This is a genomic window from Enterococcus hulanensis (genome assembly GCF_005405485.1).
Taxonomy (GTDB): domain Bacteria; phylum Bacillota; class Bacilli; order Lactobacillales; family Enterococcaceae; genus Enterococcus_A; species Enterococcus_A hulanensis.
The window spans coordinates 40,045-64,734 of the sequence record NZ_BJED01000020.1 but is presented as its reverse complement, the minus strand read 5'-3'; the positions used below and the strand labels follow the sequence as shown (position 1 = coordinate 64,734).

Annotated in this window: 22 protein-coding genes and 1 riboswitch; of the genes, 3 read left to right on the top strand and 19 right to left on the bottom strand. The window is 40.3% G+C overall.

Annotated features, from left to right (window positions below):
• Positions 1-13: 13 nt before the first annotated feature.
• Genes purN through purC form a run of 7 tightly spaced genes read right to left on the bottom strand, consistent with a single transcriptional unit; the run spans position 14 to position 6,967 of the window.
• The gene (gene purN / locus FFR60_RS18880) at positions 14-592 is read right to left on the bottom strand and encodes a phosphoribosylglycinamide formyltransferase (RefSeq protein ID WP_137665348.1); all 579 of its coding nucleotides are present in this window, start codon (positions 590-592) and stop codon (positions 14-16) included.
• Positions 589-1,632 (bottom strand): phosphoribosylformylglycinamidine cyclo-ligase, encoded by a 1,044-nt coding sequence (purM, locus tag FFR60_RS18875; RefSeq protein WP_137665347.1) that lies wholly within the window; start codon positions 1,630-1,632, stop codon positions 589-591. The genes purN and purM overlap by 4 nt, the downstream gene beginning before the upstream one ends.
• Before the next feature lie 36 nt (positions 1,633-1,668).
• Complete coding sequence (gene purF, locus FFR60_RS18870) at positions 1,669-3,108, bottom strand: amidophosphoribosyltransferase (RefSeq protein ID WP_137665346.1); 1,440 nt, start codon at positions 3,106-3,108, stop codon at positions 1,669-1,671.
• Positions 3,093-5,312, bottom strand: coding sequence for a phosphoribosylformylglycinamidine synthase subunit PurL (gene purL, locus FFR60_RS18865; RefSeq protein ID WP_137665345.1), 2,220 nt, complete (start codon positions 5,310-5,312; stop codon positions 3,093-3,095). Before purL ends, purF begins: the two co-directional genes overlap by 16 nt.
• Positions 5,312-5,992 (bottom strand): phosphoribosylformylglycinamidine synthase subunit PurQ, encoded by a 681-nt coding sequence (gene purQ, locus FFR60_RS18860; protein ID WP_137665344.1) that lies wholly within the window; start codon positions 5,990-5,992, stop codon positions 5,312-5,314. Before purQ ends, purL begins: the two co-directional genes overlap by 1 nt.
• 1 nt (position 5,993) lies before the next feature.
• Positions 5,994-6,248 (bottom strand): phosphoribosylformylglycinamidine synthase subunit PurS, encoded by a 255-nt coding sequence (purS, locus tag FFR60_RS18855; RefSeq protein ID WP_088935906.1) that lies wholly within the window; start codon positions 6,246-6,248, stop codon positions 5,994-5,996.
• A gap of 2 nt (positions 6,249-6,250) precedes the next feature.
• The gene (purC, locus tag FFR60_RS18850) at positions 6,251-6,967 is read right to left on the bottom strand and encodes a phosphoribosylaminoimidazolesuccinocarboxamide synthase (RefSeq protein WP_137665343.1); all 717 of its coding nucleotides are present in this window, start codon (positions 6,965-6,967) and stop codon (positions 6,251-6,253) included.
• A 257-nt stretch (positions 6,968-7,224) separates the two neighbouring features.
• On the opposite strand from purC, the gene FFR60_RS18845 reads away from it, so the two are divergent.
• On the top strand, positions 7,225-7,596 hold the full coding sequence (locus FFR60_RS18845; RefSeq protein ID WP_137665342.1) for a hypothetical protein: 372 nt from the start codon (positions 7,225-7,227) through the stop codon (positions 7,594-7,596).
• A 37-nt stretch (positions 7,597-7,633) separates the two neighbouring features.
• Here the strand turns inward: FFR60_RS18845 and purB are convergent, their stop codons facing one another.
• The 5 genes from purB to FFR60_RS18820 all read right to left on the bottom strand — a co-directional run bounded on the left by purB (position 7,634) and on the right by FFR60_RS18820 (position 12,911).
• Positions 7,634-8,929, bottom strand: a complete 1,296-nt coding sequence (gene purB / locus FFR60_RS18840) for an adenylosuccinate lyase (RefSeq protein WP_137665341.1) — start codon at positions 8,927-8,929, stop codon at positions 7,634-7,636.
• Between the two features lie 309 nt (positions 8,930-9,238).
• Positions 9,239-10,360 (bottom strand): 5-(carboxyamino)imidazole ribonucleotide synthase, encoded by a 1,122-nt coding sequence (purK, locus tag FFR60_RS18835; protein WP_171004977.1) that lies wholly within the window; start codon positions 10,358-10,360, stop codon positions 9,239-9,241.
• Positions 10,353-10,841, bottom strand: coding sequence for a 5-(carboxyamino)imidazole ribonucleotide mutase (purE, locus tag FFR60_RS18830; protein WP_088932672.1), 489 nt, complete (start codon positions 10,839-10,841; stop codon positions 10,353-10,355). Before purE ends, purK begins: the two co-directional genes overlap by 8 nt.
• A gap of 203 nt (positions 10,842-11,044) precedes the next feature.
• Positions 11,045-12,328: a nucleobase:cation symporter-2 family protein gene (locus tag FFR60_RS18825; RefSeq protein WP_088932673.1), complete on the bottom strand. Its 1,284-nt coding sequence runs from the start codon at positions 12,326-12,328 to the stop codon at positions 11,045-11,047.
• A 1-nt stretch (position 12,329) separates the two neighbouring features.
• Entirely contained in the window at positions 12,330-12,911 is a 582-nt protein-coding gene (locus FFR60_RS18820) for a xanthine phosphoribosyltransferase (protein ID WP_137665339.1), read from the bottom strand.
• A 76-nt stretch (positions 12,912-12,987) separates the two neighbouring features.
• Positions 12,988-13,085, bottom strand: a riboswitch (purine riboswitch).
• A gap of 244 nt (positions 13,086-13,329) precedes the next feature.
• Here FFR60_RS18820 and FFR60_RS18815 point away from each other — a divergent pair.
• The gene (locus FFR60_RS18815; RefSeq protein ID WP_137665338.1) at positions 13,330-14,247 is read left to right on the top strand and encodes a magnesium transporter CorA family protein; all 918 of its coding nucleotides are present in this window, start codon (positions 13,330-13,332) and stop codon (positions 14,245-14,247) included.
• Between the two features lie 67 nt (positions 14,248-14,314).
• On the opposite strand, the gene tdcB is transcribed toward FFR60_RS18815, so the two are convergent.
• From tdcB to clpB, 6 genes are all read right to left on the bottom strand, one after another.
• Positions 14,315-15,322 (bottom strand): bifunctional threonine ammonia-lyase/L-serine ammonia-lyase TdcB, encoded by a 1,008-nt coding sequence (gene tdcB, locus FFR60_RS18810; RefSeq protein ID WP_137665337.1) that lies wholly within the window; start codon positions 15,320-15,322, stop codon positions 14,315-14,317.
• Positions 15,322-16,431 (bottom strand): alanine dehydrogenase, encoded by a 1,110-nt coding sequence (gene ald, locus FFR60_RS18805; RefSeq protein ID WP_088932677.1) that lies wholly within the window; start codon positions 16,429-16,431, stop codon positions 15,322-15,324. The genes tdcB and ald overlap by 1 nt, the downstream gene beginning before the upstream one ends.
• 337 nt (positions 16,432-16,768) lie before the next feature.
• Positions 16,769-17,206 carry a Fur family transcriptional regulator gene (locus FFR60_RS18800; protein ID WP_137665336.1) on the bottom strand — a complete coding sequence of 146 codons (438 nt, stop codon included), beginning with the start codon at positions 17,204-17,206 and terminating at the stop codon, positions 16,769-16,771.
• Between the two features lie 93 nt (positions 17,207-17,299).
• Positions 17,300-18,229 carry a cysteine synthase A gene (cysK, locus tag FFR60_RS18795; protein ID WP_137665335.1) on the bottom strand — a complete coding sequence of 310 codons (930 nt, stop codon included), beginning with the start codon at positions 18,227-18,229 and terminating at the stop codon, positions 17,300-17,302.
• Between the two features lie 225 nt (positions 18,230-18,454).
• Positions 18,455-19,324 (bottom strand): glucosaminidase domain-containing protein, encoded by an 870-nt coding sequence (locus tag FFR60_RS18790; RefSeq protein WP_137665334.1) that lies wholly within the window; start codon positions 19,322-19,324, stop codon positions 18,455-18,457.
• Positions 19,325-19,609: 285 nt separating this feature from the next.
• Positions 19,610-22,213: an ATP-dependent chaperone ClpB gene (clpB, locus tag FFR60_RS18785; RefSeq protein WP_137665333.1), complete on the bottom strand. Its 2,604-nt coding sequence runs from the start codon at positions 22,211-22,213 to the stop codon at positions 19,610-19,612.
• Positions 22,214-22,511: 298 nt separating this feature from the next.
• Here clpB and FFR60_RS18780 point away from each other — a divergent pair, with 298 nt between their 5' ends.
• Positions 22,512-23,522: a zinc-binding alcohol dehydrogenase family protein gene (locus FFR60_RS18780; RefSeq protein ID WP_137665332.1), complete on the top strand. Its 1,011-nt coding sequence runs from the start codon at positions 22,512-22,514 to the stop codon at positions 23,520-23,522.
• A gap of 43 nt (positions 23,523-23,565) precedes the next feature.
• Here FFR60_RS18780 and FFR60_RS18775 read toward each other — a convergent pair whose 3' ends face one another.
• Positions 23,566-24,600, bottom strand: a complete 1,035-nt coding sequence (locus FFR60_RS18775; RefSeq protein ID WP_088932681.1) for a lysylphosphatidylglycerol synthase transmembrane domain-containing protein — start codon at positions 24,598-24,600, stop codon at positions 23,566-23,568.
• Positions 24,601-24,690: the final 90 nt, after the last annotated feature.

Below are 24,690 nucleotides of genomic sequence, written 5' to 3'. Positions count from 1 at the left end.
AGAATATTCCCTTTTATAATTTTGAGTTCGCTTCTTTTACAATATCTGCAAGAACTTGCGGATAGAGCTGATGCTCCACCTGATGAATCTTTGTTTCTAAATCACTCAAGCTGTCATTTTCTGAGACTTGGACTTTGCCTTGAGCAATGATCGGACCAGTATCTACACCGCTGTCGACATAATGGATGGTGACTCCTGTTTCCTTCACGCCTGCTTCATAAGCATCCTTAATCCCGTGCAGGCCTGGAAAATTAGGTAATAACGCAGGATGGATATTGACGATCCGGTTAGGAAACTCCGCTAGTAAGTCTTTGCCGATAATTCGCATATAGCCTGCTAAAACAACGAGCTCCACATCATATTTCTTCAATAGCGCTAATAATGCAGCCTCATAGCTTTTCTTATCCGAAAATTCTTTCAGCTCAAAGCTTTCACAGGTGACTCCGAATTTCTTTCCGCGCTCCAATACATAAGCATCGTGGTGATCAGAAAATAATAGTACCAACTCTGCTGGGATTTCTTTGTCTTTGACTGCTTGGGCGATCACTTCAAAATTAGACCCGTTGCCTGAAGCTAAGACAGCTATTCTCATGCCTTCGCTCCTTTGAAAACAATCGCCGCTTCTTGTTTTTCAGTCACTTTCCCAATAACGAATGACGCTTCGTTTCGTCCATTTAAATCTGCCTGCAGCTCCGCTAATTTTTCTGGTGCAACCGCTAGGACCATACCGATTCCCATATTAAAGATCTCATACATTTCCATTTCAGGAATTTCGCCATATTTGGCTAACGCATCAAAAATCGGTAAAACTGGCCATGTACCTAATTCGATTTCGCAAGCCAGATTTTCCGGCAGCATCCGCGGCAAGTTTTCGACAAAGCCTCCGCCAGTTACGTGTGCAATACCGTTCACTAATTCTTTTTTGACTAAAGGCAGAATCGCTTCAACATAGATTCGTGTCGGCGTTAAAATTTCATTTCCCAATGTTTCAGCTAATTCCGGTAATTTTTCGTCAACTGAAAAATTATGTGTTTCAAAGAAAATTTTTCGAACAAGGGAATAGCCGTTTGAATGAATCCCTGTTGAAGGCAAACCGACTAAGATATCTCCAGCTTTGATTTTCTCGCCGGTGATCATTTGACTTTTCTCAGCAATACCGACTGTAAAACCAGCTAAATCATAATCATCCTCGCCATACATACCAGGCATTTCTGCTGTCTCTCCGCCAATCAAGGCAGCGCCAGCCTGAACACACCCCTCTGCCACGCCTGCAACTACTTGCTCTAATCGGGCGGGAACATTTTTACCTGTCGCGATATAATCTAAAAAGTATAACGGTTCTGCGCCTTGAGCCACGATATCATTCACACACATGGCGACACAATCGATCCCGATCGTATCATGCTTATCTGCTTGGATCGCCACCATTAATTTTGTTCCTACTCCATCTGTTCCAGAAATTAAAACAGGCTCTTTCAATTGAAATTGACTTAGATCGAAGCAGCCGCCGAAACCGCCGATTGCTCCCATTACACCTAAACGTTCGGTTCTCTTTACATGCTTCTTGATGCGTTCAACTACTTCATAACCAGCTTCCACATCAACGCCAGCTTTAGAATATGCATTTCCCACTCGATTCGCCCCTTACTCATAATTAAGTATTCATTTTTAATAAAATGAAGTTTTTTCTTTTAGTGTTGCTTGATAATGTGCTTCATAATCATATAGCGGCGTTGGATAATCTCCATTGAAATATGCCATACATAATCCTGAATATGGTGCATCGAAATTTAATCCGATAGCATTGATCAATCCGTCTTCGCTTAGGAATGACAATGAGTCTGCGCCGATCATTTCGCGAATTTCTTCGATTGAATGGTTCGCAGCGATCAATTCTTTGCGTGTTTGAATATCAATGCCGTAAAAACATGGATAGCGTAAAGGTGGTGAAGCAATTCTTACATGAACTTCTTTCGCACCGGCCTCTTTTAAAAGATTTACAATTCGGCGGCTGGTCGTTCCTCGTACAATCGAATCATCAACCATAATCACCCGTTTTCCTTCAACGACACCCCGCACAGCAGAAAGCTTCATACGCACACCTTGCTCCCGCAATTCTTGGGTTGGCTGAATGAAGGTTCTTGCAACATATTGATTTTTTACCAAACCCATCTCATAAGGAATACCAGATTCCTCCGCATAACCACTCGCGGCTGATAGTGAGGAGTTAGGAACACCGACAACCATATCCGCCTCAATCTCTGCTTCATGTGACAAAATGCGTCCCATATTTTTTCGAGCGCTGTGGACATTGACACCGGCAATATTTGAGTCAGGTCGAGCAAAATAAATATATTCCATTGAACAAATCGCATGCTGAGTATCCTCAGTGAAGCGTTCCACTTTCAATCCGTCATCATTGATCGTAATGATCTCACCAGGATTAACATCTTGGATAAATTTTGCGCCAACAACTTCTAATGCGCATGTTTCAGAAGCGACAACATAAGCACCATTGACCATTTGACCAATTGACAACGGTCGAAAACCATTCGGATCAAGAGCAGCAACCATCGATTCCTCAGTTAACATCAAATAAGCAAAACCGCCTTTTACGGTGTTTAACGCTTCCTTCATTCGCTCACATAACGTTTCCTTTTGACTGCGGCGAATCAAATGCATCAAGATTTCCGTATCAGAGTTCGAATGGAAAATCGCACCGTCGACCTCCAGCTCTTTTCGCAAACTTTTCGCATTCGTCAAATTTCCATTGTGGGCTAAAGCAAAGTCTCCATCATAAAAATTAAACAAGAAAGGCTGAATGTTATCAACACTGCTGGTTCCTGCCGTTGCGTAACGTACATGACCGATGGCTGCTTGGCCGGTCAATTGATTTAATTGGCGTTCGTCTTTAAAAACCTCTGACAACAAGCCTAATCCTCGAGTGCTGATCAAATTCCCGCCGTCATTACTGACAATCCCAGCACCTTCTTGACCTCGATGCTGCAAACTATGCAAGCCAAAATAAGTGACGCGAGCAGCATCTGGGTGACCCCAGATGCCAAATACGCCACATTCTTCATTTAAACTTCTTACTTCATTAGACATGGAATGGCTTCCTCCCATAATTCTTCTGCCTTTTGCGTAGCAACCTTGATTTCACCGCCGTCAGCAGTTACTTTCAATTCACCAGTATTGGTTGTTTTACCGATTTTCACTGCTTTTTCGCCGACTAAAGCTTCAAAGGCTGCTTGATCTTCAGAATGAATCGATAAAACGAAGCGTGATTGGGTTTCTGCAAAAAGATTCTCAACCGGCATCGCTGCTTCAACATCAACACCTAATTGATTATTAAAAGCTGCTTCTGCAATTGCCACGGCTAAGCCGCCTTCTGCACAATCATGCGCGCTTGCTACTAAACCGGCTTTGATTGCTGAAAGTACCAATTCTTGATTTTCTTTTTCAACAGCTAAATCAAAGTCCATCAATTTACCTTCGATCAACCCTTTTTGCATTTTTTGAATCTCTGTGCCGTTAAAGTCAGCATTTGTTTCTCCGATTACATAGATCAAATCATCGGCTTGTTTGAATTCTTGCGTCGTAATATGATTCAAGTCTTCAATCAAACCTACCATACCGATCATTGGTGTCGGGTAGATCGCTTTACCGTTCGTTTCGTTATACATCGAAACATTTCCAGAGATAACTGGTGTATTCAACGTACGACATGCTTCAGATATTCCATCGGCTGAAGTCCATAGTTCCCAGAAGCCTTCTGGTTTTTCAGGTGAACCATAGTTCAAGCAGTCTGTAATTGCTAAAGGCTGTCCACCAGACGCTACGATATTACGAGCCGCTTCTGCAACCGCAATTTGTCCGCCAACTTCTGGATTTAAATAAAGATAACGAGCATTACAGTCAGTCGTCATCGCCAACGCTTTATTCGTTCCACGCACACGCATTACTGCTGCATCGCTTCCCGGACGCACGACAGTATTCGTCCGAACCTGTGAATCATACGTTTCGTAAATCATTCTCTTCGAAGCAATCGTCGGCTGCTGTAATAAAGCAAGCAATGTTTCACTCGCATCTTTTACTTCTGGTTTGAAAACTGCCATGTTCGCAAATTCTTGAATACGCGCAGGCTCTTTCTTTTCATTCTCATAAACAGGAGCATCCTCGGCCAAAGCATCAACTGGTAAATTGGCTACTTCTTCGCCATGGTGATATAAGCTATACATGCCATCATCTGTAACTTCACCGATCGTCACAGCATCTAACTCATAACGTTTGAATAATTCAACAACTTCTTCTTCGTGTCCTTGTTCAACACAAATCAGCATCCGTTCTTGTGATTCTGACAACATCATTTCGTATGGTGTCATATTCGTTTCCCGTTGCGGTACATCATCCAAATAAAGTTTCAAGCCTGAACCAGCTTTAGAAGCCATCTCTGAACTAGATGAAACTAACCCAGCTGCTCCCATGTCTTGAATGCCGACTAAAATATCAGAATGCTCCAGAATAAGTTCCAGACACGCTTCCAATAATAATTTTTCCATAAAAGGATCGCCTACTTGAACGGCAGAACGTTGTTGTTCTTCTCCTTCAACAAATTCCTCAGAGGCAAAGGTCGCACCATGAATCCCATCACGGCCGGTTTTTGCACCAACATACATGATTGAGTTGCCGACACCTTTGGCTTGTCCTTTTTGAATGTCTTTATGGTCCATCAAGCCCACACACATAGCATTTACTAAAGGATTTCCCTCATAACAAGGATCAAAAGCAACTTCACCGCCGACAGTCGGAATTCCGATACAGTTGCCGTATCCGCTGATTCCAGCGACGATTTCTTCTAATAAATACTTAGTACGAGGTGTATCTAATTCACCAAAACGCAGCGAATCTAAAATAGCAATCGGGCGAGCACCCATACTAAAGATATCGCGAATGATTCCGCCGACACCGGTTGCCGCTCCTTCATAAGGTTCAACTGCTGATGGGTGATTATGGCTTTCCGCTTTGAAAACGACTGCCTGTCCATCGCCAATATCGACGATCCCAGCGCCTTCACCTGGTCCTTGCAAAACCTGCGGACCATCGGACGGGAATTTACGTAAAACTGGTTTTGAGTTTTTATAAGAACAGTGTTCGCTCCACATTACAGAGAATAGTCCTGTTTCAGTATAATTGGGCAGGCGACCAAGAATGTCTTCTGAAATTAAGCGATATTCTTCATCGGTCAAACCCCATCCAGCGTAAATACGCTGATCTTTGATTTCTTGAGCCGTTGGTTCTAATTTCATCATTAGTTTGCAGTCACCTTTCCAAAATTAGTTAAAATAGAAGCAAAGAATTTCTTGCCATCATCCGAACCTAGCAATTTCTCCATTGCTCGTTCTGGATGGGGCATCATTCCTAAAACATTTCCTGCTTTGTTGGTAATTCCAGCGATGCTTTCCACGCTGCCGTTGATATTTTCACCTTCATAAGTAAAAACGATTTGATTATTTTCCTTCAACTCAGCCAAAGTTTCTTCATCACAATAATAATTTCCTTCACCATGGGCGACAGGAATTTGGATTACTTCATCTGCAGCATATTCGGATGTAAATTTTGTTTGGTTGTTCACAACTTTTAACGGCGTAATTTTGCTGATAAATTTTAATGACTCATTCCGACGCAAAGCCCCTGGTAATAGACCGGCTTCTGTCAAAATCTGGAATCCATTACACGTACCGAAAACTGGCTTACCTTCTTCCGCGAAACGAATGACTTCGGACATAATATTGGCAAAACGAGCAATCGCTCCACAACGCAAGTAATCCCCATAAGAGAACCCACCCGGCAATAGCACACCATCGAAGCCCTCTAAGCTGTCTGCATCATAGCGAACATACTCACAATCAGCTCCCATGATTTCTTTCATTGCCCAGTACATATCCAGATCACAATTTGAGCCAGGAAACACAATGACCGCAAATTTCATGTTAAACTTCCTCCGATGTTAAAATTTCATAACGATACGTTTCCATATTGACGTTGGCTAACAATTTGTCGCAAACTTCTTCAATCATTTCTTCAACTGGCCGATCGCTTTTAGCAACTTTGATTTCGAAGTACTTGCCGATTCGAACATCTTCAATTTCATCATAACCTAAGCGGTGAACAGCGCCCTTTACTGCTTCTCCTTGTGGGTCCAATACAGAGTCCTTATACGTTACATAAACTTTTACAAAATACATCCTTATTTTCCTCGCTTTTCTAATCTATTTAGTACTTCTTGGTAAACCGGAATGATGTCGCCTAAGTCGCGACGATAAATATCCTTGTCTAAATGATCGTTCGTCTTTTTATCCCACAAACGACAAGTGTCTGGCGAAACTTCATCTGCCAATAAAATTGTACCGTCTTTTTGACGACCAAATTCTAACTTAAAATCAATCAGCTTAATGTCTATCGAGTCAAATAGTTCGATCAGCGCCTCATTAACTTCCAGAGCCATTTGACGCAATTGCGCAATCTCCTCAGTCGTTGCAATTCCCAAAATTCTGATGTGATCGTCAACGACCATCGGATCATCCAACTCGTCGTTTTTGTAATAAAACTCTACGATAGGTGTTTTTAAAGCTGTGCCCTCTGGAATAGCTAGTCGTTTTGAAAAGCTGCCCGCTGCGACATTGCGCACGACTACTTCTAAAGGAATAATTCCAACTGTTTGGATCAGCTGTTCGTTCGTGGAAAGTTGCTGGATAAAATGATTCTTAATTCCTTTACTTTTCAAGAAAACAAAAATCAATCCAGTGATTTGATTGTTAAGTTCGCCTTTACCGCTGATTTGGTCTTTCTTAGCACCGTTCAAAGCTGTCGCTTGGTTCAAATATTCGACCCAGATAACTTCTGGATCATCCGTTCGGAATAATTGTTTTGCTTTTCCTTCATACAATAAAGTTCCTTTTTCCACGTCATAACGCTCCCTTTTGATGAACATTCTAAAACAAATCATTAAAAATCGTTCGTTTCTCAATTTCATCTTTAGTGTAACAACAGGAAAAAAATATTTCAACAATTTATCGGATATTATAATGAAATAAACTATCTAATGTTCGTGTTTAAAACCTTGTCTATTTAGTTAAAAATCAAACCCACTCTAAGAGAGCGTTTACATTTTGTGAAAATGGTGCTATATTTAATTCGAATGAAATATATGGGGGAATTATTATGTTAGATGCGCCGGCAGCAGCTCAAAAATTTCTAAACTCAATGAACGAAACAGATAAGCAACATTTATTAAATGCTTTATTAGGATTAGATACGACCCACAATCTTAATCGCAACACGAGCTTTTATTCCTACCGTAACCTAAAAAAACTTTTGCATCCAAGACAATCTCAAGCTATGCAATCTCTGCAGTTTGCTAATACCGCCCAAGATAAATTAGTTATTCGACAATTTAAGGATCATTCTTTCCTAAAGAATTCTTATCGGATTGAAATCCTGCTGAATTCAGAGAACTATGACTATCAATTGATTGATTGCCTTTTAGCAAAGCTTCACGAAAGTTGTTTTGTAGATGTCTATTCATACGCATAAATAAAAAAATCTCTTGCCCAGCGGCAAGAGATTTTTTTTATTTGATTCCTACACGTTCGAAAATTTTATCGACGTTTTTCAAATGATAGTTATAGTCAAACGCATCATCTAAATCCGCAGCTGATAAAATGCTGGTGATTTTTTCATCGTCTTCCAGTAACGGACGGAATTGTGTTTGATGATCCCAAGCATAAGCCGTCTTGGGTTGAACTAAATCATAGGCTTGTTCACGTGTCATTCCTTTATCAATCAACTTCAACATCACACGTTGGCTATAGATTAAACCAAAAGTAGCTTGCATGTTGCGCTTCATATTTTCTGGGAAGACCGTCAAATTCTTAACGATGTTGCCGAAACGATGCAGCATATAATCCACTAAAATAGTCGTATCTGGTGTAATGATCCGCTCCGCTGAAGAATGAGAAATATCACGTTCATGCCACAAAGCTACATCTTCAAAAGCAGTGATCAAGTGTCCACGCACCACTCGGGCCAAACCAGTCATGTTTTCAGAACCGATTGGGTTGCGTTTATGGGGCATAGCAGAAGACCCTTTTTGCCCTTTCGCGAAAAATTCTTCGACTTCACGCGTTTCAGATTTTTGTAAACCACGGATTTCAGTGGCAAAACGTTCGATTGATGTTGCAATCAATGCAAGACTTGAGAAGTATTCCGCATGCAAATCTCTAGGTAAAACCTGTGTTGAAATTTCTTGTGGTCGAATCCCTAATTTCTCACAAACATATTCTTCCACAAATGGCGGAATATTCGCAAACGTACCAACCGCTCCTGAGATTTTTCCTGCTTCAACACCTTTAGCCGCATGTTCGAAACGTTCGATATTTCGCTTCATTTCTGAATACCAAGTAGCTAATTTCAGTCCAAATGTTGTTGGCTCCGCATGAACACCATGAGTTCGCCCCATCATTACAGTGTTTTTATGCTCTTTCGCCTTTTCACCAATGATTGCTAAAAAGTCTTGTAAATCTTGGCGCAAAATATCATTTGCTTGTTTATATAAATACCCGTACGCAGTATCCACCACATCGGTACTGGTCAAGCCATAATGAACCCACTTGCTTTCTTCTCCTAGAGTTTCAGAAACAGCACGGGTAAAAGCTACCACATCATGCTTTGTTGATTGTTCGATCTCTAAAATACGATCAATATCAAATCCGGCATTTGCACGAATTTTTTCTACATCGGCTTTTGGAATCTCTCCTAACTCAGCCCAAGCTTCATCCGCTAAGATTTCCACTTCCAGCCATGCCTTATAACGATTTTCATCGCTCCAAATATTTGCCATTTCAGCTCTTGCATATCGAGGTATCATTATATTTCTCCTTGCTCCTATTAATGTAGTCATTTTTTCCTATGAAAAAATGAGTCTGATTGTCGCGCCGTATATCATTCTGCTATCTGTTTTTACGCTGATATCATAAAACTTTGGTGTTACATGCTTTACTTAGTTAACTGGGAAGAGCAGAACTGACATCCTTGCTCCTATTAATGTAGTCTTTTTTTCCTAAGAAAAAATGAGTCTGATTGTCGCGCCGTATATCATTCTGCTATCTGTTTTTACGCTGATAGTTTAATGGTTTGTTGTTCCACTATTTACTTAATTTACTGTTGCTTGTGATTACTAATCCCAAGTTTCGGTTTTTTTAACATCGTCTAAGGTTCGTTGAATACTGTCGGTCAGAATGGTAACGTGTCCCATCTTGCGACCTTTTTTCGGCATTGCTTTGCCGTAATAATGGAAATGCCAGTCTGGCCATAAATCAATCATTTCGTATGTCTTCAAAAGATTTTCCCCTAAGACATTGACCATTACTGCGTTTGATAATAACTTTGGTTCACTCAACGGCCAGCCGCAAATTCCGCGAATATGCGCATCAAATTGACTCATGCTGCAGGCTTCAATCGTGTAGTGTCCCGAATTATGTGGCCGAGGGGCAATTTCATTCACGTATAATGCGCCTGCTTTTGTAAGGAAGAATTCTACACATAAGGTGCCGACTAAATCCACACCTTGCGCAATCACTTTCGCGATACGAGTCGCTTCCTTCGCCACAGCTGTATCAATTCCTGCTGGTGCAATCGTTTCATGAAGAATATTATTACGATGAACGTTTTCTACTACTGGAAATGTTACGTAATCACCGATATTATTTCCTGCCACTTGAACAGACAATTCCTTTTCAAAAGGAATCCACGCTTCCAAAACACAGGTTCCTTGCCGCAGCAGATTCATCGAAGGTGCTAAATCAGCCGTGCTTTTCAACACGTACTGACCATGTCCATCATAACCGCCGCGCGTTGTTTTCAACACACAAGGATAACCGATACCCTCGATAGCATCTTGGATATCCGTTGGACTGATGATCGTCGCGTATGGAGCGATCACAATATTATTGTTTTCTAAAAAAGATTTTTCCATCAAACGATCCTGACTGATTGCTAACAAGTCGGTCCCTTGAGGAATATTCGCGAAATGCTGGATATGATTGATCGTGTCCACATCAACATTTTCAAACTCATACGTAATAACTTGTGATCTACGAGCCATTTCTTCCAAAGCCGTTTGATCATCATAATCAGCTACGATATGCCAATCCGAAACTTGCGCAGCCGGACAATCTTCTGTCGGATCGATCACGCCCGTACGAAAACCCATTTCCTTTGCGCTGATAGCCATCATCCGGCCCAATTGTCCTCCGCCTACGATACCAATCGTAGAGCCTGGTTTTATCGATTTAACCAAGTTGCTCACTACTTTCCAATACAGATTGTGTCATTTGCTGGCGCTTTTCTTCCAAGCGCTCAGCTACTTTTTTATCATACATTGAAAGCATCTGTGCCGCAAGTAGTCCGGCGTTAGTTGCACCAGCTTTTCCAATGGCTGTCGTAGCAACTGGAATTCCGCCCGGCATTTGCACGATCGACAACAGAGAATCCAAACCGTTCAATGCCTTCGATTGAACGGGTACGCCGATTACTGGTAAGGTGGTCTTCGCGGCTACCATTCCCGGTAAGTGCGCTGCACCGCCAGCACCTGCGATAATCACTTTGATTCCTTTTTCGCGAGCTTTTTCTGCAAAGTCGAACATTAGATCAGGTGTTCGATGTGCCGAAACGACCCGTTTTTCATATGCGACACCTAATTCATCAAGGCTTTCACACGCATGCTTCATCGTTTCCCAATCAGAGGTACTGCCCATAATAACTGCAACTTCTGGATTCATAAATTGCTCCCTTCTCCTGTTAAAGGCTTGATTCCTTTAGAGAAATCAAGTCAATTGATAAGCTTTACCATTATTCAAACTTATTTTAGCAAGACCCCTATGGTAAGTCAAAACGTAATTCGAATATTAAAAGTGATTTTTAATCTAATGTTCGTGTTTTTAATGATTAAAAAAGTAAGCACGACAAAAGCCGCGCTTACTTTTTATTTCGTTTCCTTTTTATACCCATGAAATAAAAGATTCAATACTATTGCTGACAAGCTGCTCATGACGATACCATTGCCGGTAAACATTTGAACAGTCTCCGGTAACTTCGCGAACAATGTTGGTAATGCGTTAAAGCCTAAACCAAAACCGATCGAGATCGCAATGATCAATAAATTCTTTTCATCGTTGAAATCAACTTTAGACAGCATCTTCATTCCCTGTACAGCCACCATGCCGAACATTACCAGCATCCCGCCGCCTAAAACAGGTTCAGGAATAATTTGAGCCAGTGCGCCTACCTTGGGAAAAAGTCCTAGAATAATCAAAAAGATAGCTGAAAAATAAATTGGACGTCGCGTTTTGATACCAGATAGTTGTACTAGTCCAACATTTTGTGAAAATCCGGTATAAGGAAATGTATTGAACAATCCGCCTAAGATAACGGCTAATCCTTCTGCACGATACCCGCGCTTCAAATCATCCTCTTTTACCTCTTTACCAACAATATCGCCTAAGGCAAAATAAACACCTGTTGATTCCACCATACTTACAATCGAAATAATGATCATTAATATAATCGAAAATGGCTCAAACTTTGGGGTACCAAAATAAAATGGTTGAGGTACGTGGAACATCGGTGCATGACCGATAGCCGCTAGATCAACTTGACCTAAAAGCGCCGCAAGAACCGTTCCGCCAACTAAACCGACTAGCACAGCGATTGATCGGATGAACCCCCGTCCAAAAACCTGCACGGCTAAAATCAAAATAATCGTTACAAAAGCTAATAATAAGTTCGTTGTATCACCAAAAGATTTCGCCGCAGCATCGCCACCGCCCATTTTTGTGACCGCAACGGGAATCAAAGTCAACCCAATCGTTGTAATTACAGTTCCGGTTACGATTGGCGGAAATAATTTTTCTACCTTAGAAAAAATACCTGAGATCAATACAACAAAAATCCCAGCAGCAATAATTGACCCATAGACGGTTCCAACACCATGTGTTTGTCCAATCAAAATCAATGGTGCTACAGCTTGGATGGCACAGCCTAAAACAACCGGTAAACCGATACCGAAAAATTTATTTACTGTCAATTGCAGCAAAGTGGCAATACCGCACATAAAAATATCGATAGAAATCAAATACGTCATTTGCGCTTCATTGAATCCCAAACCTGTTCCGATCAAAAGTGGTACCGCTACTGCTCCTGCATACATCGCTAATAAATGCTGCAGACCTAATACTGCTGATTTTCCATTTCCTGTCTCGCTTGTCACTCTATGCGTCCTCCTCGATAAATGTTACTTTACCGTCATGTAAGGAAGAGATTCTCGCTAGGGAAACAACTGGAATATCCATGTCTTCAATCAATTGGCGGCCATCCTGGAATGATTTTTCAATCAAAATCCCGATTCCGGCAACACTAGCACCAGCTTGCTGACACAATTCAATCAATCCCTTTGCGGCTTGACCGTTCGCTAAAAAGTCATCGACTAATAGGACATTATCCTCTGCAGAAAGGAATTTACGAGAAATAGAAATAGTACTTGTCACCTGTTTGGTAAAAGAGTATACAGAGGCCGTCAATAATTCTTCGTCCATTGTCAGGCTTTTTGATTTGCGGGCAAAGATCATAGGCACTTTTAATGCTTGGGCTGCGTAGACTGCCGGGGCGATTCCCGAAGCTTCGATAGTCACTACTTTAGTGATCTTTTTGTCGGCAAACACATCAGCTAGACGCTTTCCCATTGCATCCATCAATTCAGGATCTACTTGGTGGGTGATGAATTCATCAACTTTGAGTACCCCTTCACCTAAAACACGGCCGTTGTTCTTGATACGATCTGTCAATTCTTTCATTATACTCTTCTCCTTTTTTGTCGTTTTTTGATTAATACAAAAAACGCACCTTATCTGCAAAGCAAAAAAGGTACGTAACCGTACGATTTTTACTTATAGTCTTGCGTTTACGGCACAAGGTAGAAACTGTCATCCATATTATGACGATATATAAGTGGTCTTCAATGAAAATTTTCATTGAAGTTTATGAAATATGAAGCCTATTATAGCAGATACAGGCTATCTGTAAACTAGAATTATTTCAAATGAGAAGAATTATAGCTGAATTAAATAATTATCTCACTTTTATCAAAAGCTCTTCCTATTATATAGGAAGAAATCCCTCGTTAACAAATTTAATGATTCAAAAAATTTGGCAATCATCGGCCAATTTGAGATGATTAGATAAACATGACTACATGATAAGGAGGTTTCTTCGTTGATTGATTACTTTTCTATTTCAAGTGAAGGAGTACAAAAAAATATTCGCGAAGGTAATTGGTTATCGGTCTGCAATCCAACCGACCGTGAGAAAGAACAATTACATGAAGCTTATGAATTACCCAAAAATTTCTTTTCCCTCGGAGAAAAATATTCCCATGTCTCCTTTTTCAAGAAATATCAAACCGAAGATGAAAAACCGCATTGTCTAATGCTCTTTATCAACATTGACTCCATTGATGAACCAGAGTCACGATCCTCGGCCGTTACAGTTTTCCTAACACAGGATGTTTTGATTACCGTGAGCGAGAGCCCGTTGATTGATGAGGTTTTAGATAATTACAAATCAGAAATTTTTACTAAAGCAGGCTTGATCCTGCATACTTTGCAAATTATCAATGAACATTATCTGATTTTTTTAAAAAAACAGCGAGAAACAATTGAAGTGATCAGCCAAGGTACATCAAACGGCTCTAATAAAAATATTTTAGAAAAAACCACCCACACTGAAAAAAATTTAGTCTACATCGATAATCTCTTAAAGGAACAACGTAAGACGATCACCCATCTTTTAGATTCTAGCTTAGTTGCTTCGGATCGAGATTTAGCGATCGAGATTGAACTGCAAACAAAACAAGCGACTACCTCGGTCCAAATTTATCGTGAGATGTTAAGCTCCATCAGCGGCTTGATTGACAGTATGATGGACAATCGGTTGAATCAATTGATGAAATTTCTTAATACTGCCTCTCTTTTACTGGCGTTGCCGACTTTGATTTTCAGTCTATGGGGGATTAACACAGGTGGGCTGCTATGGCGCGATTCGGAGATTGGCTCGATCATGGTCGTTCTATTGGCGTTGCTTGTCTCCATCGTAAGCGGGATTTATCTATTTAAAAAAGATTACGATGCATAAAATGATTTTTCGAATTCAATCCATAAAAAAGAAGTAACGACAGCTGCCGTTACTTCTTTTTGCTGATCTATTTTAATTCATTTGCTACTGAGAAGTGTCCGATAACATCAGTGATGCGGTTCAAGTCAACGTTTCCGCCGGATACGACAGCAACAACTTTTTTACCGTTCACATATTTATCCACTTTACCTGAGAGAATCGCTGCTGTAGCCAAAGCGCCAGCCCCTTCAACGACGATTTTTGTCCGTTGAATCAAATCCTTCATCGCAAGTTCGATCTCTTGTTCAGAGACAGTTACCATATCATCTACTAATTCTTCGACAACTTCAAAGGTAAGATTCCCTGGGAACTCTACCGCACAGCCATCAGCGATCGTCGCAGCTTTTTTATATCCTACTTTATGACCAGCGCGGAAAGAAGCGGTCATTCCATGAATATTGTCTGCTTGGACACCGATAATGTTGATATTTGGGTTAAATGTTTTCATTGCGACTGCAATACCAGCGATCAATCCACCACCGCCGACTGGCACGATCACAGTATCAACATCCCAGATTGAATCTAGAATTTCAAGACCGATCGTTCCTTGTCCTGCCATTACGAACTCATCATCATAAGGTGGAATGTAGGTCACACCAGTTTCTTCAACGATCTTTTCGCAATAAGCTTTTGCATCATCAAAACCAGCGCCGTGCAAGATTACTTTTGAACCATAGCCTTCCGTTGCTTCAACCTTTGCTTTAGGTGCAGTTTCCGGCATGACGATCGTGCTTTGGATTCCTAATAGTTTAGAAGTCAAAGCAACTCCTTGTGCGTGGTTACCAGCAGAAACAGCGATAACCCCTTTATCTTTTTCCGCTTTAGTTAAGTGAGCGATTTTGTTAAATGCGCCTCGGAATTTAAATGAACCAGTCAATTGCATATTTTCCAACTTCATGAATACTTGACCGCCGGTTTTGGCAGTTAGAAACATTGATTGGATCAATGGTGTTACACGGCCGTATTGTTTTACAACATTCTTGGCTTCATGAATATCTTCAATAGATACAGGCAACTTTGTCATTGTATCAGTCATTACAGAACATCTCCTACCTCGGTATAAGTAACATCGATTGAATCTGCTAAAGCTTTAGAAACGACTTTTCCGTTGTAAACACTCAAACCTGATAATAGTGATTCATCAGATTTCAAGGCATCTTCCAAACCTTTCACGCTAACATCTTTAAGGAATGAGATATTTCCTTTAGCTAATGCGATCGTTGCTGTTCTTGGTGTTGCGCCTGGCATATTTGGAACCGCATAATGGATAACTCCATGTTTAGTAAATACAGGATCTGCATGGTTCGTTGGTTTGTCGATTGTTTCAACCGTACCACCTTGGTCGATCGCGATATCAACGATTACAGAACCCGGTTTCATTGATTCAACCATGTATTCTTTAACTAATTTGGGTGGTTTAGCTCCTGGAATCAAGACAGTTGAAATAAATACATCAGCTTCTTTGATTTTTTCTGCTAAGTTTTCTGTATTTGAAACAAGTACATCCACGTTATGATCTTTGTAGCGATCTTGCAATTGTTTGATACGGTTTTCGTTCACTTCAAGAATAATTACGTGGCAACCAATACCAACAGCCATATCTGCTGCATTTTCAGCCGCATTACCGCCGCCTAAAATGACAACCGTTCCAGCTTCAACACCATCGATACCCGGAAGTAGAATTCCTTCACCACCGTGTTGTTTTTCTAAATAATATTGTCCTAAGTTTACTGCACGGCGTCCAGCGATCGCGCTCATTGGTTTCAATAATTCTAAAACACCGTTGATTGAAATATTTTCGCCTGATAAAGCCGTTACGCCAACTTCCATCATTTTTTCAACGCAGGCTTTATTGGCGGCTAAATGCAAGAAGCCCCAAATGATTTGTCCTTTTTTGAAATAGTGATATTCGCTTTCCATTGGTTCTTTAACTTTCACGATCAGTTCTGCAGTCCATGCAGTATCTGTATCGACAATTTTACCGCCTGCTTCAATATATTGTTCATTAGTAAAGCCTGAACCTGCACCAGCATTATCGTCCACTAATACTTCATTTCCTGCTTCTACTAAAATCTTTACGTTTTCAGGTGTCATGCCTACACGTGCCTCACCTTGTTTTGGATCTTTAATTACGCCAATTTTCACTGTAAATCACTCCTATAGATTTATTATTGAAGTTCTTTAACTTCGGAACAAGTTTAATATATCACAATGCCTTTTATAAGCAACGATCATGCCTCAAGTGTTATTGATATCTCATTTATTTTAAATACATCTTCATTTAAATAAAAAAAAATACCCAAAAACGCTGTTATATCAGCATTATTAGATAAGAATACTTTCATTTTAGTTTTATATCTTCTCTTAAAAAAGTTCTTTTAATAAAAAATACAGCAAACGCTGCCATAAAATTATGTGATTACTCTCATTAGTTGAAATGGATTTTCTGTTATCTTAAATGATAACAAAAAAAGCCGAGGAATTATTCCTCAGCTTTTTTTTGGCAATCTGGACATAAACCGTATACTTCTAAGCGATGCTTATTAATCTGATAACCTGTCAATTTACTAGATGCCATTTCAACATCTTCCAGCCCAGGATAGAAAAAGTCAACGATCTTCCCACAGTCAGTACAAATTGCATGATAATGCTGCTGATTCGTAAAATCAAAACGACTTGCTGCATCACCATAATTCATTTCCTGAACGATACCAATCTCAACAAATTTTCTCAAATTGTTGTACACAGTAGCCACGCTCATATTTGGGAAGCGGCTTTCTAGTGAACGAAAAATTTCATCAGCTGTTGGATGATTACGGTACTGGATCAAATACTCTAAAATGGCATAACGTTGTGGCGTGATTCGGACTCCGCCGGCCTTCAATTCCTTGACCGCTTTATCGACTGCCTCATTTACCATATAAGCCCCTCCTAATTGGATTCTATATTAAAATGATACTATTATCTGAGGGGAAATACTAGTTCGATTCAAAAATTAAAAGTTTTTGTAAAATTATTGGTTAAATTCAAATAATTCGGTCGATAGATAGCGTTCGCCATTATCCGGTAATAAAACCAATACTTTCTGATCAGGACTCATTTCTTTTGCTACCTTCAACGCTGCAAACAATGCCGCACCTGAAGATACACCTACTAGAATCCCTTCTTTTTTCGCGATTTCTCTAGCCGTTTCCATTGCATCACTGCTGTTTACTGGTAAAACCTCATCATAGATCTCTGTATTTAAAATACTTGGAACAAATCCCGCACCAATTCCTTGGATTTTGTGAGGACCTGATTGTCCGCCTTCTAAAACAGGAGATTCTTCTGGTTCCACCGCGTAAATCTTGATGTTTGAATACATCCGCTTTAATTCATTTCCAACACCTGTGATAGTACCGCCAGTACCTACACCTGCAACAAATGCATCCAATTCATTTTTTTCAAAGGCGTTAACGATCTCTTTAGCCGTTGTTTCTTCATGAACTTTGGGATTTGCTGGATTGTCAAACTGTGCTGGAACGAACCAACCATTTTCATCTGCTAGTTCTTTCGCTTTTGCGATCGCGCCCTTCATCCCCTCTGATCCGGGCGTTAAAACTAAATTGGCACCATAAGCTTGCATCAACTTGCGACGTTCAATACTCATCGTTTCCGGCATTACTAAAGTGACAGGATAACCTTTTGCTGCGCCAACCATTGCTAGACCAATTCCAGTATTACCAGAAGTTGGTTCTATAATTGTCATTCCAGCTTTTAGCTTACCACTTTTTTCTGCGTCTTCAATCATTCTCAATGCGATTCGGTCTTTAACACTGCCGCCAGGATTAAATGATTCTACCTTAACATAAATTTGCGCCATCTCGTCGGTTGTCATGTGTCTCAGTTTTACGATAGGTGTCTCGCCAATTGTATCCAAAATCGAATTATAAATTTTTGTCATTTTTCCTCGCTCCATTTCTTACCTTATGTAAGTTATCTTAACGAATAATAAGAAAAGATGCGAGAATTTCGACTTTAAAAGCTCTATACAGACATTTTCTTAAGGTTCAATCAACGAACCTCTATACTTATTATACCAATTCTTAGATCAATCTAAAAGTGTCCCTAGCATTTACGAGAAATTAAATCGACAAAAAAATGGAGCAGATTGCTCCATTTTTAGAAGTTAAATGACAATAGTGTCGCCTGGCATGATTGTTGAATCAGTAGTCCAACCATTGTCCGCCAATAATTGATCGACACTGATACCGAATTTTTCAGCAATCCCCCAGATTGAGTCACCAGATTGAACAGTATAAGATTGACCGCTCGCTTGTGATGAAGATGTCGTTTGAGTAGCCTGCTGTACTCCTTGATCAGCTGCAGTCTGGGTTTGATCCGTTGTCTGAACCGCTGTGCCTGCTCCCGGTGTGTCAAAGCGGGTCAGATTGTAGCTTTGGATCAATGAGATCAATTTGCTGGCATAGCTAGGGTCTGTTGCATAACGACCAGTTAAATAAACTGCCGCATCTTGGTAACTATTTGTGTGGCTTTTCCACGCGCCTGCATAATAAGAGCTGGCTAATAAGCTGGCATGAGCTTGGAATGATTCAGCATAACTGCTGTAAACAGCGAATGGTTCATTCATTGTTACCCATTGCCCATTTAAATATTCTTGTGTACTCATGGTTACTGATGGTCCGCCGCTATATTCTTTTACCCCAAATAAATTGTAATAAGGTGCAGCAGATAAGGTAGAAGTACCAAAGCCGGTTTCAACCAAAGCTTGGGCCACCATGATTGATGCATAAAGATCGCTTGATGCTGAGACCTGCATCGCCGAAGCACCTAATTGCTCGATGAAGGCGGATTGATTTTGAACTTGACCAGTTTCAGCTGCGTTGGCTTTTACAGTGTTCATGTTTAAAACAGCGGGTGAAAGGATCATCGCAGTTCCTAACAAAGGAACTGTTCTTTTTGCTGTTTTCAGCCGTTTTTCTTTTTGCTGTGCTTTTATATAATTGTACTTTTCAATGCGGGTTTTAAATTGGTTCATTCTATACCTCCAAGAAACCTTTACAGAGCTCTCCATTTTTAATTACTTTAAAAGTATAATCCAAGAACAATTAACAAACAATTTAAATCCCACAAATTCACTAATTTGTCATTACTTCGTAACATGCGTAATGAAAAAGTTGTTATGTTTCGCTTTTAAACTACTTGATTTTTTTGTATCTAGCTTATTAACTGCGATAATTTTGTAAAAAAGTGAAACAGCAGAAAAAATGCTTCTGCTGTTTCACTCTTTAATTTCTAATTATATTTTGTTTACATAATTATTTTATGCGTCTAATTGTTGGTTCTGAAAAACCAATTGATCATCGAATAATTCGATGGAAACTTTTGTTTTCGGCATGACACGTCCAGCAATTATTTCTTTCGCTAGCGGCGTCTCTACTTCGCGTGTGATGAAACGTTTTAGAGGTCGTGCACCATATTGCGGTTCGTAAGCTTTTTCGGCGATCCAGCTCTTGGCATCTTCCGTAATAGCTAATTGAATTTCTTGTTCTTCCAAACGATGTGACAAATGCTGCACGATTTTCTCAACGATCCCTTTCACATCCTCTAAGCTTAACGGTGTGAAGAGAATCGTATCATCGATACGGTTTAAAAATTCTGGTTTGAAGTGGCCCCGCAGCATACTTAAAACTTGCTCTTTCGTAGCTTCGGGGATTTTTCCGTCAGCCGTCACTCCATCCAACAGCACCTGTGACCCGATATTGCTGGTCATGATCAACACAGTGTTTTTGAAATCAACTAAACGTCCCTTAGAATCTGTTAAACGTCCATCATCTAATACTTGCAGTAAAATATTGAACACATCAGGATGGGCCTTTTCAATTTCATCCAGTAAAATGATCGTATAAGGATTGCGACGAACAGCTTCGGTTAATTGTCCGCCCTCTTCATAACCGACATAACCTGGAGGCGCTCCAACAAGTCGTGACACTGAATGTTTTTCCATGTACTCACTCATATCGATCCGTACCATGTGGTCTTCCGAATCAAATAGATTTTCTGCTAGTGCTTTGGCAAGTTCAGTTTTACCTACACCAGTCGGACCTAAGAATAGGAAAGAACCTAGCGGACGGTTCGGATCTTGCAGACCCGCACGCGAACGTAATACCGCATCACTAACAGCGTCCACCGCTTCGTCTTGACCGATTACGCGTTTATGCAACGTACTGTTTAGACTCAAGAGTTTTTCTCGTTCACCCTCGACTAATTTGGTTACAGGAATTCCAGTTAAACGGCCGACAACTTGAGCAATTTCATTTTCAGTCACCGATTCTTGGACCATCTTGATGTCATTCTTTTGATTCTTTTCTTCCAATTCAGCTAGTTCTTTTTCTAAATTTGGAATCGTTCCATGACGAAGAACCGCAGCGCGTTCTAAATCGTAGTTGTTTTCAGCATCTTCTAATTCGTGCTTGGCCTGATCGATTTCGGCCCGCTTATTAGAAACCACATTAACTTCTTCTTTTTCGGTTTCCCATTGCAATTTCATCGCATTGGTTTCTTCCCGCAGATCTGCTAATTCTTCTTGCAGATTTTCTAGGCGTTTTTTACTTGCGTCGTCGCTTTCTTTTTTCAAGGCTGCTTCTTCGATTTCCAGCTGCATCAAACGACGAGTTACTTGGTCAAGCTCAGTCGGCATCGAGTTCATTTCCACTCGGATGCTGGCACTGGCTTCATCGACTAGGTCGATCGCTTTATCTGGTAAGAAACGATCGGTGATATAACGATCAGACAGTGTTGCAGCGGCCACCAAAGCGTTGTCGTGAATATTGACACCGTGATGGATTTCAAAACGTTCCTTCAATCCACGTAAAATACTGATCGTATCCTCAACTGTTGGTTCCTTGACTAATACTTTTTGGAAGCGGCGTTCTAAGGCCTTATCCTTTTCCATGTATTGACGATATTCGTCGAGCGTCGTTGCGCCGATCAAGTGCAGTTCACCGCGAGCCAGCATGGGTTTTAGAATATTTCCAGCATCCATGCTGCCTTCTGTTTTTCCTGCTCCGACAATATTATGAATCTCATCGATAAACAGCAAAATTCTACCGTCCGATTTTTTGACTTCTTTCAATACTGCCTTCAAGCGTTCCTCAAACTCGCCGCGGAATTTCGCACCGGCAATCAACGAGCCCATGTCCAATGAGAAAACTGTCTTATCTTTGAGGTTTTCAGGCACATCTTTACGCACGATCCGTTGGGCCAGTCCTTCTACGATGGCCGTCTTACCAACACCGGGTTCACCGATTAACACTGGGTTATTCTTTGTTTTACGTGAAAGTATCCGGATCACGTCGCGAATTTCTTCATCACGGCCGATAATTGGATCTTGCTTACCGTTTTTGACTTGCTGAACTAAATCAACGCCATATTTTTCTAATGCTTTATAAGTTTCTTCTTGATTTTGTGAGGTCACCCGATCCCCTCCTCGCATTTCTTCAATATTTTTTTGTACTTCTTTTTCATTCAAGCCTTGCTGGTTCAAATATTTCGTCAAGGAATAATTTTTTAATTTCATCAACGCTAAGATGACGATTTCCGTTGATAAGAAATCATCTTGAAATTTTTCACGTAATTTATCTGCTTCGTTTAACAGGTTAAAGAGATTTTGGCTAAGGTTTTGCCCATACTGAACGTTGCCGCCGCTGATGGTAGGATATTCATCCAAGGCCTTATCTACTTCCCGTTCAAATTGGTCAACATCAATCCCAGCATCCGTATAAAAATTTCGGCCAAAATGATTTGGCTGTAAAAAAATCTTCCACACATGGGCGATATCGATTTCTTGATGATGTCTTGTTACCGCGATCTGCTGTGCTTCTGCGATCGTCTCTTGTAAAGTTGTCGTCATTTTTTCGATATTCATAAACATACCTCCGACATAATCAATTTTTTACATATACTAGTATATAACTTTGGTCAGTAAAGGTCAAACAATAAAGCTCATCGTTTTCCAAGTTTATTATTATGAAGAAAAACAAAATAATGCTACAATTCTTTCATTACTAATAAGACGACAGTTAGTATATTTACGTTATAGCACATCAATTTTTTATAAGATGAGCTGTAAAATGCTAACTGGATTATTATAAAAACGTGAAAATCAAGCTCATCTTTCACTAAAAAAGGATGAGGGCTTTAGGATAAATAAGGAGAGTGATTCGATGATTTCTCGCGTAATCGGATTTGAAAGAGGATTTCAACTTAAGGATGGAAACCATTTTGAAAAATATGAAGTCATGCTGCCTAAATTAAATAAATTTGATCTTGTTGTAAGGAATCTGGCTGTTTCGATCAATCCAGTAGATACAAAACTGAGACAAGACAGCAAAAGTATACCAAAACCCCATATCTTAGGTTTTGACAGCGTGGGTATTGTGTCTCATTTAGGCAGTGACGTAAAAAATATCGAGATTGGTGATCGGGTATTATTTGCCGGTACAACGACACGATTCGGTAGTTATAGCAATAGACAAGTGGTCGATTCTCGAATCGTCGCAAAGGTGCCCGGCGGAATCTCAACCGACGAAGCAGCAGCGATGCCATTAACCTTTATAACTGCTTATGAAATGTTGTTTGAAAAAATGGGCTTAACACCTCAAGAAGGACAGAATGAAGGATCGATCCTGATCATCAATGGTGCTGGCGGTGTCGGATCAGTAGCTACCCAGTTAGCAAAATGGGCTGGGCTAACTGTGATCACTACTGCCTCTCGCAAAGAAAGCAAGGAGTGGTCAGAAAAAATGGGCGCTGACCATATTATCGATCATCATAAGGATCTGACTAAACAATTAAAGAAAATCGGTTACCAATCATTGCCTTATATTTTGATCCTACATTCAACCGATCGCTACTTTGATGAAATGAGCGACCTGCTTGAGCCTTTTGGTCATCTTGGCTCGATCGTTGGAACAAATAAAGACTTGAATTTGGCGAAATTGAAAAATAAATCCGGCAGCTTTGATTGGGAATACATGTTTGCTAAGACCGACTATGATCATAATATCGCCTCACAAGGAGCGATTTTAGAACTCCTCGTTCAACTGATGCAGGAGAAAAAAATCAAGAGTACCTTGACCAAGATTATTCCTGGGTTTTCACCTAGAGTCTTCTATCAAGCCCACCGATTTGTCGAAGAAGATACTATGATCGGCAAACTGGTTGTACATTACTAGATAACGAATATAGAAATTTTGACAAAAAAAGAAGTCAACGAAATCAGTCGTTCACTTCTTTTTTTGCTTCTTTAATTTCATGATTGATTTGACGCTGCTTATTGAAGAGCACGTAAATCATACCGATCAGAAATGGCAATAAATACGTAGCATAGCGGTATAGCAGCAAAGAAGACACCGCATCGACTTTCCCAACAACATGTCGGAATAATAGTACATAAACAAATTCAAAGCCGCCGATTCCTCCCGGTGCTGGTAAAATTCCTCCGATAATCACCGTAAAGCTGATCAATGCCACCGTCAACCACAGATCGATATCAGGATAATCTTTTACTAAAATAAAGAACGGCAGCGAATACCATACAACCAATTTTGCCATATTTGAACAAAAGACACGAAGAACCGCATTTCGATCCTGAATAAAAGTTTTGATTGCTCCTCGTAAAGAATAGACTTGATTGTTCACCTGATCCACAATATTCCGCAGCTTTTGACTTTTGAACAGCCGATTACAAATAATCACCAGCAACACTTGGGCATTGATATTCAAACTCAAAACTAATAGAGCTGAGATAATCAGCAAAGTCACCAGAATCCCGGCAAGCACCAAAAAAATCCCATTGGCAATATGCGCTTGAATCGCATTGCTTTTCACGACTAAGAAGAACAAAGCCCAAATCATCAGGGCAATTTTGTAGGTGACCATCCGCAAAGCACTCGTCCCTGTCCCTTCAGAGTACCTCAGATCCTTCTTATGATAATAGATCACCTCAGATACGATTGAACCCGTTCCGAAAGTAACGACCCGATAAAAGGTCGCGTATGCCGATGCAAAAAAACCATCGCGAACAGTAAAGTCTGGATTAAACTCTCCAGCAATATTTTTGATAGTATATCCTTCGATTACCTGACTAAGTAATCCCAATCCGGTCACACCTAAAAGCACCGGTAAAGAAGTTCTGCCAAGCTCAGTAAAAATATCGCTTAATGAATCACGGATCACAAAAATAATTACACCGATCATTACAACAAACAACAAGATATTTAGAATCAATTTACGATTGATTGATAGGTTCATTTTTAAAAAACTCCTAATTCCGATAAATGACTTTATTTCTTAAATAGCAATAAATCTATATCATTTCTCTTTATTGCTATAGCCTACCAC

Bases quoted from the DNA above. Each gene is read 5' to 3' on its own strand.
- purN (WP_137665348.1), bottom strand. From the start codon at position 592: ATGAGAATAGCTGTCTTAGCTTCAGGCAACGGGTCTAATTTTGAAGTG.
- purF (WP_137665346.1), bottom strand. From the start codon at position 3,108: ATGTCTAATGAAGTAAGAAGTTTAAATGAAGAATGTGGCGTATTTGGC.
- purL (WP_137665345.1), bottom strand. From the start codon at position 5,312: ATGATGAAATTAGAACCAACGGCTCAAGAAATCAAAGATCAGCGTATT.
- purQ (WP_137665344.1), bottom strand. From the start codon at position 5,992: ATGAAATTTGCGGTCATTGTGTTTCCTGGCTCAAATTGTGATCTGGAT.
- purS (WP_088935906.1), bottom strand. From the start codon at position 6,248: ATGTATTTTGTAAAAGTTTATGTAACGTATAAGGACTCTGTATTGGAC.
- FFR60_RS18845 (WP_137665342.1), top strand. From the start codon at position 7,225: ATGTTAGATGCGCCGGCAGCAGCTCAAAAATTTCTAAACTCAATGAAC.
- purB (WP_137665341.1), bottom strand. From the start codon at position 8,929: ATGATACCTCGATATGCAAGAGCTGAAATGGCAAATATTTGGAGCGAT.
- purE (WP_088932672.1), bottom strand. From the start codon at position 10,841: ATGAATCCAGAAGTTGCAGTTATTATGGGCAGTACCTCTGATTGGGAA.
- FFR60_RS18820 (WP_137665339.1), bottom strand. From the start codon at position 12,911: ATGAAAGAATTGACAGATCGTATCAAGAACAACGGCCGTGTTTTAGGT.
- tdcB (WP_137665337.1), bottom strand. From the start codon at position 15,322: ATGACTGATACAATGACAAAGTTGCCTGTATCTATTGAAGATATTCAT.
- FFR60_RS18800 (WP_137665336.1), bottom strand. From the start codon at position 17,206: ATGGTAAATGAGGCAGTCGATAAAGCGGTCAAGGAATTGAAGGCCGGC.
- cysK (WP_137665335.1), bottom strand. From the start codon at position 18,229: ATGACAAAAATTTATAATTCGATTTTGGATACAATTGGCGAGACACCT.
- FFR60_RS18790 (WP_137665334.1), bottom strand. From the start codon at position 19,324: ATGAACCAATTTAAAACCCGCATTGAAAAGTACAATTATATAAAAGCA.
- clpB (WP_137665333.1), bottom strand. From the start codon at position 22,213: ATGAATATCGAAAAAATGACGACAACTTTACAAGAGACGATCGCAGAA.
- FFR60_RS18780 (WP_137665332.1), top strand. From the start codon at position 22,512: ATGATTTCTCGCGTAATCGGATTTGAAAGAGGATTTCAACTTAAGGAT.
- FFR60_RS18775 (WP_088932681.1), bottom strand. From the start codon at position 24,600: ATGAACCTATCAATCAATCGTAAATTGATTCTAAATATCTTGTTGTTT.